This window comes from Pseudoalteromonas sp. A25, assembly GCF_009176705.1.
Lineage (GTDB): Bacteria > Pseudomonadota > Gammaproteobacteria > Enterobacterales > Alteromonadaceae > Pseudoalteromonas.
Genome location: NZ_AP021846.1, coordinates 3,193,105 through 3,207,276, shown reverse-complemented (window position 1 = coordinate 3,207,276; position 14,172 = coordinate 3,193,105). Strand labels below are relative to the sequence as shown.

Sequence of the window (14,172 nt, the reverse complement as noted above, 5' to 3'; positions counted from 1 at the left end):
TATGGTGAAAAAGAAAACGGCTTTTGTTTGTAGCGACTGCGGTGCTGAGTTTGCACGTTGGCAAGGGCAGTGCTCAGAGTGTAGAGCTTGGAATACAGTCACTGAGTTTCGCGTCCCTTCGGTTAAGGCTCCCCCGCGTAGTGCTGCAATGGCAGGTTACGCAGGGATGGTTGATGCTAAAGTGCAAACGTTGGATGAGGTAAACCTAGAAAGCTTACCGCGCTTTAGTACTGGTTTTAAAGAGTTTGACAGGGTGCTGGGTGGTGGTGTTGTGCCTGGTAGTGCAATTTTGATTGGTGGTTCACCTGGTGCGGGTAAAAGTACCGTACTTTTGCAGACCATGTGTTTGCTCGCTCAGACAATGAACACATTATACGTAACAGGTGAGGAGTCGCTTCAGCAGGTGGCCATGCGTGCCAATCGCCTTGGGTTGCCAACGGATAAACTACGCACACTTGCTGAAACCAATGTAGAAACTATTTGCCAATTAGCTTTACAAGAAAAACCTAGCATTATGGTGATTGACTCCATTCAGGTTATGCATATGAACGATGTGCAATCGGCACCAGGTAGTGTCTCTCAGGTAAGAGAGAGCGCGGCGTATCTCACTCGATTTGCAAAGCAAAATCAAGTGGCAATTTTTATGGTAGGCCACGTTACCAAAGATGGTAGCTTAGCAGGTCCAAAGGTATTAGAGCACTGCATTGACTGTTCTATTTTGCTAGAAGGCAGTGCTGATAGCCGTTTTCGAACCCTACGAGGCAATAAAAACCGCTTTGGTGCGGTGAATGAACTTGGGGTTTTTGCGATGACAGGCCAAGGCCTTAAAGAGGTGAGTAACCCCTCTGCTATTTTTTTAAACCGCTCAGAAGAGCAAACTCCAGGCTCTTTAGTGATGGTGATCTGGGAAGGAACAAGGCCTTTATTAGTTGAAGTACAAGCATTGGTTGATTATTCGCAATTGGCTAACCCAAGACGGGTTACGGTTGGGTTGGAGCAAAACCGCTTAGCGATGCTGCTTGCTGTTTTACATCGCCATGGTGGCTTACAAGTCGCTGATCAGGACGTATTTGTGAACGTTGTTGGCGGGGTTAAGGTATCAGAAACCAGTGCCGACTTAGCGTTGATAGTTGCGCTGGTTTCGAGTTTTAAAAATTATGCTTTGGAGCGACAGCTGGTTGTTTTTGGTGAAGTGGGGCTTGGGGGCGAGATCCGACCTGTGCCAAGTGGTCAAGAGCGCTTAAAAGAAGCCGCCAAGCATGGCTTTAAGCGCGCTATCGTGCCTAATGCAAATAAACCAAAAGAGCCCATCGAAGGAATGGAAGTCATTGCTGTAAATAGCTTAAGTGATGCACTTGAGGCTCTATTTTAATAAAGAGGTAGCTAATGCGTAAGGCATTGTTGGTCGTACTAGGGGCTGGGCTTGTGTTATACGGTGTTGCCCAGCATGTGGTAAATAAAAAAGCCGCCGCTGAGCTTGAGCAACAACTAACGGCAGTAGAGGAAAAAAGCGGTATTTCAGTTAGTTATAATAGTTTAGATGCATCTTTGTTTACAGATAAAGTAAGTTTGCAGGGCGTGGCTGTTACAGATGCTAAGCAGCGCCAAATAGTCAGTGCTGAACGCGTGAGTTTAGAAGGGTATCAAAAACACAAGGTTAGTGAACTAACCGAAGTGAGTTTGATTGGCGTACACTTAAGTGATTTTTATAAAAAACAGTTCCCTGATCTACCACCGCTTCTACAAAGTAGCCGAGTGGATTTTAGCTTTTCATTATCTTTTGAGCGCAGTACAAGTAAAAGTGCAATAAAAGTCAGTTTAGGTGCACGTGATGTTATGGCGGCCAATTTGTCTGTTCAATTGCAAAACATGACACCATTGATGGAGGCTTCTCAGCGTTTAATGCAGCAACCCAGTGATAGCTCACCAGCTCAGCTAAGCGCGTTACAAAACTCTGCGCTTGAAGCTTTGCAACGTGCTCAATTAGATACGGTACAGTTCAGTGTGCAAAATAAAGGGCAGTTGCAGCAGTTGTTTACTGAACTATTGTTGGGCTCTGCTCTTGATAGGGGTGACTTTTATCAAATGCTTGAAACCCAGCTGCATAATGCGCAGATGGCTCAGCGCACCAAAAAAGCACTGCTGGCTTTTGCGCGTGGCTTGCAACGTTTGGATGTGTCTTTACAGTTGCCTCAGGGCACGAGTATGGGGGAGCTCTCGGAACAAGTGCAATCTTTTGAGGGAGAGCCGGAAGCGTTTGCTGATCACATCAACTTGCAAATTACCGGGCAATAAAAAAGATAAGGCCGCAAATGCGGCCTTAATCTTTTTTATTTCAAGGAGCTAAACCCCACACAAGCGAGCAGCTTACTAATTTACTAATGAAGCTTTGCTATCGCTAAGGCTCTATGTCCCAAAATAACGTGCTTAATTAATGTAATATACGGGCACGAATAGTCCCTTCAACAGCACTGAGCTCTTTTAAAGCGACTTCTGAATGATCGCTATCTACATCAATAACAACATAGCCTATCGTGTCATCTGTTTGTAGATATTGCGCAGCAATGTTAATACCATGCTGTGCAAATGCTTGGTTAATTTGTGTTAGTACGCCAGGTCGGTTTTGGTGTACGTGTAATAATCGGCTGCGGTTAGCAAGTTCTGGCAGCGATACTTCAGGAAAGTTAACTGCACTCAACGTTGAGCCATTGTCAGAGTATTTAGCTATTTTTCCAGCCACTTCTATGCCAATGTTTTCTTGAGCTTCTTGTGTTGAGCCACCAACGTGAGGGGTTAAAATAACATTATCAAACTCGCGTAACGGAGAAACAAACTCTTCATCATTAGACTTCGGCTCTACAGGGAATACATCTATTGCAGCGCCAGCCAGCTTTTTATCTCTAAGCGCTTCAGCTAGGGCATCAATATCCACCACGGTACCGCGAGAGGCGTTAATTAAAATAGCACCTTGTTTCATTACTTCTAATTCAGCCATGCCGATTAGGTTTTTGGTTGATGGTGTTTCGGGCACATGTAAACTCACAACGTCAGAACGTTGTAAAAGTTGCGTCATGTTTTGAATTTGCTGTGCATTACCCAGTGTGAGTTTGTCTTCAATATCATAAAACTCGACCTTCATGCCGATATTTTCTGCCATGATCCCCAGCTGCGTGCCAATATGGCCGTAGCCAATAATGCCGAGGGTTTTACCGCGGGCTTCATATGAGCCGATGGCAGATTTAAACCATTCTCCACGGTGTGCCATAGCGTTGCGTTGTGGAATACCACGTAAGAGGAGCAAGATCTCACCCAACACAAGCTCGGCTACAGAGCGCGTGTTTGAAAAAGGAGCATTAAAAACCGCAATGCCACGTTCGCGTGCGGCTTGCAGGTCAACTTGATTCGTGCCGATACAAAAACAGCCCACCGCAACCAGTTTTTCTGCCGCATTGAGCACTGCATCAGTTAGATGGGTACGTGAACGGATACCCACAAAGTGGGCATCTTTGATACGCTCTTTTAGATCATTTTCAGGTAACGATGTTTTGACGTAATCAATATTACTATAGCCATTGCGCTTTAGCGTTTCGACAGCGCTTTGGTGTACGCCCTCTAACAACAAAATTTTAATCTTATCTTTGGCTAGCGATACCTTACTCATGACTGATTCCTATTAACTGATCTTAGGCCCCTCAGGGGTCCCGGTAATAACAATATCGGCTCCACGCTGTGCAAATAAGCCATTAGTCACAACGCCGACGATTTGGTTGATAGTTTGTTCTAACTGCTTTGGTTCCTTAATTTGCAGATTATGCACATCAAGAATGACATTGCCGTTATCAGTGATCACCCCTTGTCGATAAACTGGGTCGCCACCTAATTTTAATAGTTCTCTCGCAACATAGCTGCGAGCCATTGGGATCACTTCCACCGGTAGAGGAAAAGAACCCAGCGTAGAAACATGCTTAGTATTATCTACAATGCAGATAAACTGGTTAGCAACCGCGGCCACGATTTTTTCACGCGTTAGAGCGGCTCCTCCACCTTTGATCATGTCATTACTGGTGTTTATTTCGTCGGCACCGTCGACATAAATATCCAGTTTGTCTACATCGTTAAGCTCAAATACTTCAATACCTAGTGCCTTGAGCTTTTGTGTTGATGCTTCAGAGCTTGAAACGGCGCCTTTAATTTGCTCTTTAATACTGCCTAAGGCATCGATAAAGTGGTTAACTGTAGAGCCAGTTCCAACACCCACTATAGTTCCGTTTTTTACATATTCTAATGCAGCCCACGCAGCTGCTTTTTTCATTTCATCTTGGGTCATTACGTAATTCACTGTGTTGTCAAATAGAACACTGTGAGTATACCGTAATTGTTTCTTTAGAATGAGTCTGTTTGCGCTTTACCATTGATAAAATTTGCTTGGCGTAATGATTTGCTGCAGTGGAACATCCCATGCTTCAGTTGGCAGTTGCTCAACTTTTTGGCAATCATGTGCAAGGCCAATTAGCTCTGGCTTTTTCATGTGCTCTTTGTAATAACGAGCCAATGTTTTATCGTAATAACCGCCGCCCATCCCTAAACGATTTCCCAAGTGGTCAAATGCGACAAGTGGCATTAACAAGTAATCCAGCTCGTAAAGTGGGCAAATATGACTGCAGTTCAACTTGGGCTCCAAGATAGCATAGCGATTAAGCTTCATGGGTGAATTTTTTTCATATCTTTGAAAGAGTAAAGTGGTGCCGTTGAAAGGGTGGATAATAGGCAGGAATACATGGTGGTTTTTGTTTATAAGTGATTGAATTAATTTTGATGTATCTAGTTCTCCATCATTGCTTAAGTAGAGCCCTATTTTGGTGTTTTTCGGTAGGTTTTTATGTTGAAAAAAATTAATGTTAATTTTTTTCGCGGCGGAAATTTGTTCTGAAGGAGTCAGGCTGTTCCTTTTTTTTCTAATATTCTTGCGGATTTCTCTACGAGATAACGTTGAAGGGGATTGATAATTCGCCATATATTTAATTTAAACTAAACCAGTGTGGGTACATAATAGCTAAAGCTAGCACGATTAGTAGCAGTACGAGTACAGCGCCAAGGGCATATTGTACTTTGCGCGCAGGCACTTTTTCGCTTGGTTCAATATCTAGCTCTAACTCATTGAATAACTCTTCCTCTTGCCACTGCGGTGAGTCTTGCTCCTGTGGCTCATGCGCTTGCTCGGGTAGACGCTGTTCAAGCTCCTCTAAACGTTCTTCAATACGTATTAGGCTACTCGTGATGTAATCTAACGCTTCAAATACGCGTTCATCTTTTTGCTGCTGAATGCTTGTTTGAGGTGCACTTTCCTCTATTGCAACTAGCTTTGCTTGAACGCCTAAACTGGCAAGAAGCTTAACCTGCTTCAAACATTTGGTTTTATCAGCCGCAGCAAATAGCGGTTTGTTAGCAAGAAAGCTAGCCGCCTTTTGTGGTGAAATTTTTAACTTAGTACTTAAATTTGTCACAACCTCTTCAGCTGTTGTAGTGTTGTCTAGTTCGACAAATGCGACGCGGTATTTCTGTGACATGATTGATCCTAAAGCTTTGCTAATGCTTTGAGTATACCCAATTTTTTATAGGTTGCGAATGCGTTGTAGTAGGATGTTTAGTGGAAAAATAAGTAGGCCAGCATACGCTGGCCTTGGTAAATGTTTATTCTTGCTCTCGAGCAATAGCGCGATACGCAATATCCGTTCGATACTCTACACCATCCCAGTGGATATCTTTGACAAGGGAATAAGCACGCTTTTGCGCCTCTGTGACTGAGTGTCCCAGTGCTGTTGCACATAAAACACGACCGCCAGCAGTGACCACGTCTTCACCTTCTTGTTTTGTGCCTGCGTGGAATACTTTTTCCCCTTCTGGATAGCTTACTTGCAGACCTTGAATGGCATCCCCTTTCGGGTAGCTACCAGGGTAGCCCTTAGCTGCCAAAACAACGCCAACAGCAGCTCGAGGGTCAAACTTAATATCAAACTTATCAAGCTCCTCTTTGTTTGCTGCTTCAATAAGTTCAACCAGATCTGATTGCAAGCGTAACATGATAGGCTGCGTTTCAGGATCACCAAAACGACAGTTATATTCGATGACTTTAGGTGTGCCGTCTGCCGTGATCATTAGACCTGCGTATAAGAAACCGGTATACGGATTACCTTCACTAGCCATTCCCTCAACGGTTGGGTGAATAACTTCGTCCATAATACGCTGGTGGATATGTGCCGTAACAACTGGAGCTGGAGAGTATGCGCCCATACCACCGGTGTTTGGACCTTCATCTCCATTATATGCACGTTTATGATCCTGACTGGTCGCAAACGGTAAAACATTTTTGCCATCAACCATTACGATGAATGAGGCTTCTTCACCTTCAAGGAACTCTTCGATGACGACACGGCTACCAGCTTCACCAAAGGCATTGCCCGCTAACATATCGCGGATAGCCTCTTCGGCTTCCGCCTCTGTCATTGCAACAATTACGCCTTTACCAGCCGCTAATCCGTCGGCTTTAACTACAATTGGTGCACCCTGTTCTTTCAAATAGGCTAATGCGGGCTCTACTTGCTCAAATGTTTGGTATTTGGCTGTAGGAATGTTGTGACGCGCTAAGAAATCTTTTGTAAAAGACTTCGAGCCTTCTAATTGTGCAGCCGCAGCGGTAGGACCAAAAATGGCTAAGCCTTCTTCGCGAAAACGGTCGACCACACCAATTACAAGAGGTGCTTCAGGACCGACAATCGTCAGCTCTACCTTGTTATCTTTTGCAAAATTAACCAGCGCATCAATGTCTTCAACACCAATTGCTACGTTACTTAATTTAGGCTCTAACGCTGTGCCAGCATTACCTGGTGCTACAAAAACTGTTTTAACCGATGGGTTTTGAGCGGCTTTGAACGCAAGAGCATGCTCGCGGCCACCACTGCCAATGACAAGTACATTCATGGCGTAATTTTCCTATTAAAGCTTTTTAAATTTCAGAGTCATGCGATCGCTTTCCCCAATAGCTTTGTATTTGTCAGCTTGCTCTTCACCCAGTGCTAAACGGGGTGGTAAAGTCCACACGCCTTTAGGGTGATCCGCTGTATCTTTTGGGTTAGCGTTTATATCGCTTTGTGCAACTAATTCAAAGCCTGCTTGTTTTGCTACCTCAATCACGTAGCTTTGCTTCATGTAGCCTGAACGTTTCTGGTCAGCGTCATCATGGTCTTCTGGTAGGCGGTGTTCAACTACACCTAAAATTCCACCAGGTTTTAATGCTTTGTTGAATGCTTTAAATGCACTTAGCACGCCCTGATGTTCACCTCGCATGTACCAGTTGTGCACATTGCGAAAAGTGAGAACCATATCGGCACTGCTTGCAGGTGCAATATCTAAGTGAGTGACAGGTGCAAATTCGGTTATTTTTACTTCACTAAAACGCGCATCATTCGCTATCTTGTCTTTAAAGCCATCCAGTGAGCGCTTAAAGTAGCCTTCAGAGTCAGCAGGGAAGTGCGCTGCATAGAGTGTACCTTGGCCTTTTAAAGTCGGTGCTAAAATCTCAGAGTACCAACCACCACCTGGGGCAATTTCAACGACAGTCATGTCGTCTTGTAGACCGAAGAAAGTGAGTGTTTCTACCGGATTGCGGTATTGGTCACGCGCGCGATTTGCTTCAGAGCGTTCAGTATTTTGAGCGGCAGATATCACGTTTGACGAGCGTTCAACCGTGTTGTTTGAAGCGTTATTGCTATTACAGCCTGTAAGCGCTGTTATAACTGTTGCAGCAATTAGTGTTTTTAAACCAAATTTCATTCTCTGTTCCTTCACTTTTGTGATTGTGTTTTAAGCAGAATACTTGAAATTAGCGCAAACAAAAAGCGCGAATCGTTAAACGGTTCGCGCTATGAGTTTTAGTGACGGAAGTGTCGCATACCGGTAAATACCATAGCCATGCCTGCTTCGTCTGCAGCTGCGATAACTTCTTCATCGCGCATTGAGCCGCCTGGCTGAATAACCGCTGTAATGCCAGCTTCTGCAGCGGCATCGATGCCGTCACGGAATGGGAAGAAGGCATCAGAGGCCATCACAGAACCTTTTACTTCTAAATTTTCATCAGCGGCTTTAATACCTGCGATTTTTGCTGAATAAACACGGCTCATTTGGCCTGCACCAACACCAATCGTCATGCCATCACGGGCATAAACAATGGCATTTGATTTAACGAATTTAGCCACTTTCCAGCAAAAGAGTAAGTCTTTTAATTCTTGCTCAGTAGGTTGGCGTTTAGATACAACCGTTAGATCATCTAAAGTCACCATGCCTTGATCTCTGTCTTGCACAAGGATGCCGCCGTTGACGCGTTTAATATCGGCTTGTGTGGTCTTGGCGCCCCACTGGCCGCACTCTAATAGGCGAACATTCTTTTTCGCAGCAACAATTTGTGCCGCTTCTTCAGAGATGCGAGGAGCAATGATCACTTCCACAAACTGGCGAGATACGATGGCTTCAGCAGTATCACCGTCAAGCTCGCGGTTAAACGCAATAATGCCTCCAAACGCAGAGGTTGGATCGGTTTTAAATGCGCGGTCATAGGCTGCTAGAATGTTTTCATCAACCGCAACACCACACGGGTTGGCGTGTTTTACAATGACACACGCCGGTGCGTCGAATTCTTTTACGCACTCAAGAGCTGCATCTGTATCTGCAATGTTGTTGAACGATAATGCTTTACCTTGAAGCTGCTTAGCTGTGGCAACTGAAGCTTCTTGTAAGTCGTTTTCGACATAAAAAGCGGCATCTTGGTGTGAGTTTTCACCATAACGCATATCTTGCTTTTTAGTGAATTGCATATTGATGGTACGAGGAAACTTAGTTTCTACTGCCGCTTCTTCAGTGTGATCTGGCACCATGTTGCCAAAATAGTTGGCGATCATGCCGTCATACTGTGCGGTATGTTCGTAAGCTGCAATCGCTAAATCAAAACGCGTTTTGTAGGTCGTTGAGCCGTTATGTTCTTTTAGCTCCGCAATGACACGGTCATAGTCGTGTGCGTTTACAACAATTGTCACATCTTTGTGATTTTTAGCTGCAGCGCGAACCATCGTTGGTCCACCGATATCGATGTTTTCAATGGCATCTTCTAGACTGCAGTTAGCTTTTGCAACAGTTTGTGCAAAGGGGTATAAGTTAACCACAACCATGTCGATGGCAGAAATATCGTTCTCGGCCATAACTGCTTCGTCTTGGCCGCGACGCGCCAAGATGCCGCCATGTACTTTAGGATGCAAAGTTTTGACACGTCCGTCCATGATCTCTGGATGACCTGTATAGTCAGACACTTCTGTAGCAGCAATGCCGTTATCCGTTAGTAATTTAAATGTACCGCCTGTAGAGAGGATCTCTACGCCATGCGCGTTTAATGCGCGAGCTAATTCTACGATACCGGTTTTATCTGACACGCTTAGTAGTGCGCGACGAATTGGACGATGTATATCCATGATGGTTTAGGTTTCCTCAATGATAAGTTAAGGGCTAGCTTAGAAGGGCGCTATTTTAGCCTAATTTACGTAAGAAAACGATCACAAACCGCAATGTAGTATTGAGAAATTCTGAATTTATAGGATGAGCAAGATGTTAGCGCTAAGGGGAGGGAAGAGAAGTTGTTTTTAGATTATAAAAAAGCACCTAAAGGTGCTTTTTTATGAACGTTATGAGCTAACTAATGCTTAGTTCATACCGTATTTTTTTAGTTTCTTACGTAAAGTACCACGGTTGATACCTAGTAAGATCGCAGCACGAGTTTGGTTACCGCGAGTATAAGTCATTACTTCCTCTAGTAATGGCGCTTCTAGCTCTGAAAGAACAAGATCGTAAACGTCTTGTACATCTTGACCGTTAAGCTGCTTTAAGTAGTGATGAACAGCTTTTTTTACTGCATCGCGTAAAGGTTGCGGTTTCTCTTGTGACTGAACATGAGCGTTAGTGATAAATGGAGAAGTCACATTTTGTTCGAACATCATTATGTCTCTTTCTTTCTTAGTTAGCTGCTAGTGTTTCAAAGTATTGTTCTAATGTCTCGATCTGCTCATTGGGCGTTTCGAGGGCATTAAATACTCGCCTAAACTGACCTGCTTGGTCATGAGCTTGCAAATACCATGATACATGTTTGCGTGCGATGCGCGCTCCCATCGGCTCACCGTAAAACTGATGAAGATTTACTAAATGCTCCATCAATATGCTACGCACCTCAGATACTTCTGGTGCAGGTAGCTGTTTTCCAGTTCGCAAAAAGTGGTCTATCTCCCTAAATATCCAAGGGCGACCTTGGGCGGCTCGACCAATCATGATGGCATCTGCGCCCGTATAATCCAGTACCTGTTTCGCTTTTTGAGGAGAGGTAATGTCTCCATTGGCAACCACAGGTATGCTCACTGCACGTTTGATATCCCTTATCGTGGCATATTCAGCTTCGCCTTTGTACATACACGCTTTAGTGCGACCATGTACAGCAAGCGAAGCAATGCCGTTACGTTCAGCGATTTTAGCTATTTCAACACCATTGCGATTTTGTGTATCCCAACCCGTTCGGATTTTTAGTGTTACAGGTACTTCTACAGCTTCTACTACTGCTTGAACTATCTGCTCTACTAATTCTGGATACTGCAACAGTGCAGAGCCTGCTAGTTTTTTATTCACTTTCTTTGCAGGGCAGCCCATATTGATATCTATGATCTGCGCCCCATTTGCTACATTGAACTGTGCTGCTTGTGCCATCAATATAGGATCGGCACCAGCAATTTGTACTGAACGAATGCCAGACTCACCGCTATGATCCATACGGTTCATTGATTTATCTGTTTTCCATACCTTAGGGTTTGATGACATCATCTCTGATACAGCTAAACCTGCGCCCAATCGACGACAGAGTTGTCGAAAGGGTCTATCAGTGATCCCCGCCATCGGAGCCACAATAATGTTGTTATCAAGTTGGTATGGACCAATACGCACAGTAGTTCAATTGCCTCTTTTCAAGGGGCGCTAAGTTTACGGTTTTTTTTGCAAAAATCAAAGGCTATAAATTGAACATTATTGCTTTTTTTTTGAACTTTCTGGGTTGACTTTTTATAACATTTTGAGTCGCTGGTCTATTTGGTTGGTTTTTAATCAAATTGCAGGAGGGCGTATTTACTTTTATAGGCAAAAGTGCTGTAAAAAAACAGTAAAGCCTGTTAAACACAGGCTTTAGCTGTTACAAGTTACTAACTGATAGCGTAATAATGTACTACAACATTATTTTTTAATACCGCTCACGCGTGTCCATTCGCCTTCTTTTTCGATTTCATCAAGTGAAATAAACGGTGCATAAACGTCAGCAACTGATTGTGCTTGTTCTTCTAAAATACCAGACATCGCAATTTTGCCATGCGGCTTTAAAAACCCTAAGATAATATCGTGTAACTCTCTTAGAGGCTGGGCCAAAATATTTGCTACAACGATGTCAGCGCTAAACTCCGGCTGATTTTCAGGCAAGTAGACTTCTAGTTGGTCAGCGACGCCATTACGCTCTGCGTTATCTATACTTGCAGCAAGAGCCTGAGGGTCGATGTCGATGCCGATAACACGTTCTGCCCCCAGCTTAATCGCGGCGATCCCTAATATTCCTGAACCACAACCAAAGTCGACAACGGTTTTACCTGATAAATCTTGGCTCTCAAGCCACTGTAAACACAGTGCAGTAGTAGCATGAGTACCCGTGCCAAATGCAAGTCCTGGATCAAGTAACACGTTAACAGCATCAGGCTCTGGAATATCACGCCAGCTCGGACAGATCCATAAACGCTCGCCAAATTTAATAGGATGAAAGTTATCCATCCATTCACGTTCCCAGTCTTTATCTTCTAACTGCTCGATTTTATACGTCAGAGTTTGTTCGCTGTTTGCTTGTAAGTAAGCAACTACTACATCCATATCGTGCGCAGCATCAAACAGGCCTATTACAGTTGTGTCAGGCCAATAAATGACCTCGCCTGGTTTTGGCTCATAAACGGGGTTGTTGCTGCCGTCTACAAATGTGACAGAAGGACAACCAACATCGAGTAATAAATCGCTTAGTTTATCGGCTGTTTCTTTGTTAGCATGAATGCGGATTTGGATCCAAGCCATGAGCTTTCCTAAAGTTTGCTAGTTATTAAAAAGGCCGCAATAGCGGCCTTTATTTCAATTCTTGTGAATTAAAAGGGCATTAACCTTTTACATCCAAGAAGCTTTTCAGAAGATCTGAGCGAGAAGGGTGGCGCAGCTTACGCAGCGCTTTGGCTTCTATTTGACGAATACGCTCACGTGTAACATCAAATTGTTTGCCTACTTCTTCTAATGTGTGATCAGTATTCATATCGATACCAAAACGCATACGCAGTACCTTTGCTTCACGAGCTGTTAGCCCTGCAAGTACTTCGTTGGTTGCACCACGAAGGCTTTCCATTGTCGCAGAGTCAATTGGCGACTCAATGGTGGTATCTTCAATGAAATCACCAAGGTGCGAATCTTCATCATCACCAATTGGTGTCTCCATAGAGATCGGCTCTTTGGCAATTTTAAGTACTTTGCGAATTTTATCTTCAGGCATCATCATACGTTCTGCCAGTTCTTCAGGGTTTGGCTCGCGGCCCATTTCCTGAAGCATTTGACGAGAAATACGATTGAGCTTGTTGATAGTTTCAATCATGTGTACTGGAATACGAATAGTACGTGCTTGGTCAGCAATTGAGCGGGTGATCGCCTGACGGATCCACCATGTTGCATAAGTTGAGAACTTATAGCCACGGCGATATTCAAATTTATCTACCGCTTTCATCAGACCAATATTACCTTCTTGGATCAGATCCAAGAACTGCAAACCACGGTTTGTATACTTTTTCGCAATTGAAATTACAAGACGTAAGTTTGCTTCAACCATCTCTTTTTTCGCACGGCGAGCTTTTGCTTCACCAATGCTCATACGACGGTTGATATCTTTAATTCTTTCGATGGTTAGGCCTGTACTTTCTTCAATCGCTTTAAGCTTATTGATACAGCGCTCTATTTCTGGTTTTACCTCAGCGAGTTTATCTGAGTATTTTTCACCAGCTGCGATTTCAGCATCTACCCAAGCCATATCAGTTTCATTGTTAGCAAAATGCTTCACAAACGTCTTTTTTGGTACTTTTGCTATCTGAACCGCTTGCTTCATGACGATACGTTCTTGAACACGAACTCTATCCATCATTTCGCGCATGTTATTAACCATACGGTCAAACTGTTTTGGTACTAGTTTGAAGGTGCGGAATAACTCGCCAATTTCAAAAATTGCAGCTTGAGAATCAGGGTGCGCACGACCTTTAGCGTCAAAAACTTCTCTTGCTTTGTTGTAAAGGGCTCTAAGCTGTTCAAAATGAACACGCGCTTCTTCAGGATCTGGGCCTGTATCCGCTTCTTCATCATCGTCACTATCGTCGTCATCGTCATCTTCGTCTGCTAAGTCTTCATCACTTAGCTCTGAACCGATATGTGTAGCTGAGATTTGTGTCTCTTCGGCATTCGGGTCAAAAAAGCCAGATACAATGTCACTTAAGCGCATCTCTTCGGCTTCGAATTTATCCCATTGTTCAAGCAAGTATGTGATTGCTTCAGGGTACTCTGCCACAGAGATTTGAACCTGATTGATACCTTCTTCGATACGCTTAGCGATTTGAATTTCGCCTTCACGGGTCAATAGCTCAACGGTACCCATTTCGCGCATGTACATACGCACAGGATCAGTAGTACGACCGATTTCTTTTTCAACCGTTGCTAGCGCTGCAGCAGCGGCCTCAGCGGCATCTTCATCGGTGGTTGTTTCTTGCATCATCAATTCATCGGCATCTGGTGCGTTTTCAGCAACCTGAATACCCATGTCATTGATCATACTAATGATGTCTTCTACCTGATCTGAGTCTATTATGTCTTGTGGAAGGTGATCGTTAACTTCTGCAAAAGTTAAGTAACCTTGCTCTTTACCTTTCTGAATCAGAAGTTTGAGTTGTGACTGAGGAGATTGATCCATAGAGATTTATGCTTCCACTCTGATAAGTTGATACAACAGGCGCCAGCTAAAAACACCCAACAATTTGCATGACG

13 protein-coding genes are annotated in these 14,172 nt (G+C 43.9%); 2 read left to right on the top strand and 11 right to left on the bottom strand.

The window, feature by feature from the left end:
- Position 1: 1 nt before the first annotated feature.
- Together radA and GDK41_RS13830 are read left to right on the top strand one after the other, a co-directional pair.
- The gene (gene radA, locus GDK41_RS13835) at positions 2-1,372 is read left to right on the top strand and encodes a DNA repair protein RadA (RefSeq protein WP_152087590.1); all 1,371 of its coding nucleotides are present in this window, start codon (positions 2-4) and stop codon (positions 1,370-1,372) included.
- A 14-nt stretch (positions 1,373-1,386) separates the two neighbouring features.
- On the top strand, positions 1,387-2,295 hold the full coding sequence (locus GDK41_RS13830; protein WP_152086960.1) for a hypothetical protein: 909 nt from the start codon (positions 1,387-1,389) through the stop codon (positions 2,293-2,295).
- A gap of 136 nt (positions 2,296-2,431) precedes the next feature.
- Here GDK41_RS13830 and serA read toward each other — a convergent pair whose 3' ends face one another.
- The 11 genes from serA to rpoD all read right to left on the bottom strand — a co-directional run bounded on the left by serA (position 2,432) and on the right by rpoD (position 14,098).
- On the bottom strand, positions 2,432-3,661 hold the full coding sequence (gene serA / locus GDK41_RS13825; protein WP_152086959.1) for a phosphoglycerate dehydrogenase: 1,230 nt from the start codon (positions 3,659-3,661) through the stop codon (positions 2,432-2,434).
- A 12-nt stretch (positions 3,662-3,673) separates the two neighbouring features.
- Positions 3,674-4,327 carry a ribose-5-phosphate isomerase RpiA gene (gene rpiA / locus GDK41_RS13820; RefSeq protein ID WP_152086958.1) on the bottom strand — a complete coding sequence of 218 codons (654 nt, stop codon included), beginning with the start codon at positions 4,325-4,327 and terminating at the stop codon, positions 3,674-3,676.
- A 78-nt stretch (positions 4,328-4,405) separates the two neighbouring features.
- Positions 4,406-5,014 (bottom strand): 5-formyltetrahydrofolate cyclo-ligase, encoded by a 609-nt coding sequence (locus GDK41_RS13815; protein WP_152086957.1) that lies wholly within the window; start codon positions 5,012-5,014, stop codon positions 4,406-4,408.
- A 4-nt stretch (positions 5,015-5,018) separates the two neighbouring features.
- A complete protein-coding gene (locus tag GDK41_RS13810; RefSeq protein ID WP_152086956.1) occupies positions 5,019-5,567 on the bottom strand; it encodes a hypothetical protein in 549 nt (182 codons plus the stop codon).
- A gap of 124 nt (positions 5,568-5,691) precedes the next feature.
- Positions 5,692-6,978, bottom strand: coding sequence for a phosphoribosylamine--glycine ligase (purD, locus tag GDK41_RS13805; protein WP_152086955.1), 1,287 nt, complete (start codon positions 6,976-6,978; stop codon positions 5,692-5,694).
- 15 nt (positions 6,979-6,993) lie between these two features.
- The gene (locus tag GDK41_RS13800; protein ID WP_152086954.1) at positions 6,994-7,830 is read right to left on the bottom strand and encodes a class I SAM-dependent methyltransferase; all 837 of its coding nucleotides are present in this window, start codon (positions 7,828-7,830) and stop codon (positions 6,994-6,996) included.
- Positions 7,831-7,928: 98 nt separating this feature from the next.
- A complete protein-coding gene (purH, locus tag GDK41_RS13795; RefSeq protein WP_152086953.1) occupies positions 7,929-9,515 on the bottom strand; it encodes a bifunctional phosphoribosylaminoimidazolecarboxamide formyltransferase/IMP cyclohydrolase in 1,587 nt (528 codons plus the stop codon).
- A 228-nt stretch (positions 9,516-9,743) separates the two neighbouring features.
- Positions 9,744-10,034 carry a DNA-binding transcriptional regulator Fis gene (gene fis / locus GDK41_RS13790; RefSeq protein ID WP_005491017.1) on the bottom strand — a complete coding sequence of 97 codons (291 nt, stop codon included), beginning with the start codon at positions 10,032-10,034 and terminating at the stop codon, positions 9,744-9,746.
- Between the two features lie 19 nt (positions 10,035-10,053).
- On the bottom strand, positions 10,054-11,025 hold the full coding sequence (gene dusB, locus GDK41_RS13785; RefSeq protein WP_152086952.1) for a tRNA dihydrouridine synthase DusB: 972 nt from the start codon (positions 11,023-11,025) through the stop codon (positions 10,054-10,056).
- Between the two features lie 282 nt (positions 11,026-11,307).
- Positions 11,308-12,180 carry a 50S ribosomal protein L11 methyltransferase gene (prmA, locus tag GDK41_RS13780; RefSeq protein WP_152086951.1) on the bottom strand — a complete coding sequence of 291 codons (873 nt, stop codon included), beginning with the start codon at positions 12,178-12,180 and terminating at the stop codon, positions 11,308-11,310.
- A 79-nt stretch (positions 12,181-12,259) separates the two neighbouring features.
- On the bottom strand, positions 12,260-14,098 hold the full coding sequence (gene rpoD, locus GDK41_RS13775; protein WP_152086950.1) for an RNA polymerase sigma factor RpoD: 1,839 nt from the start codon (positions 14,096-14,098) through the stop codon (positions 12,260-12,262).
- Positions 14,099-14,172: the final 74 nt, after the last annotated feature.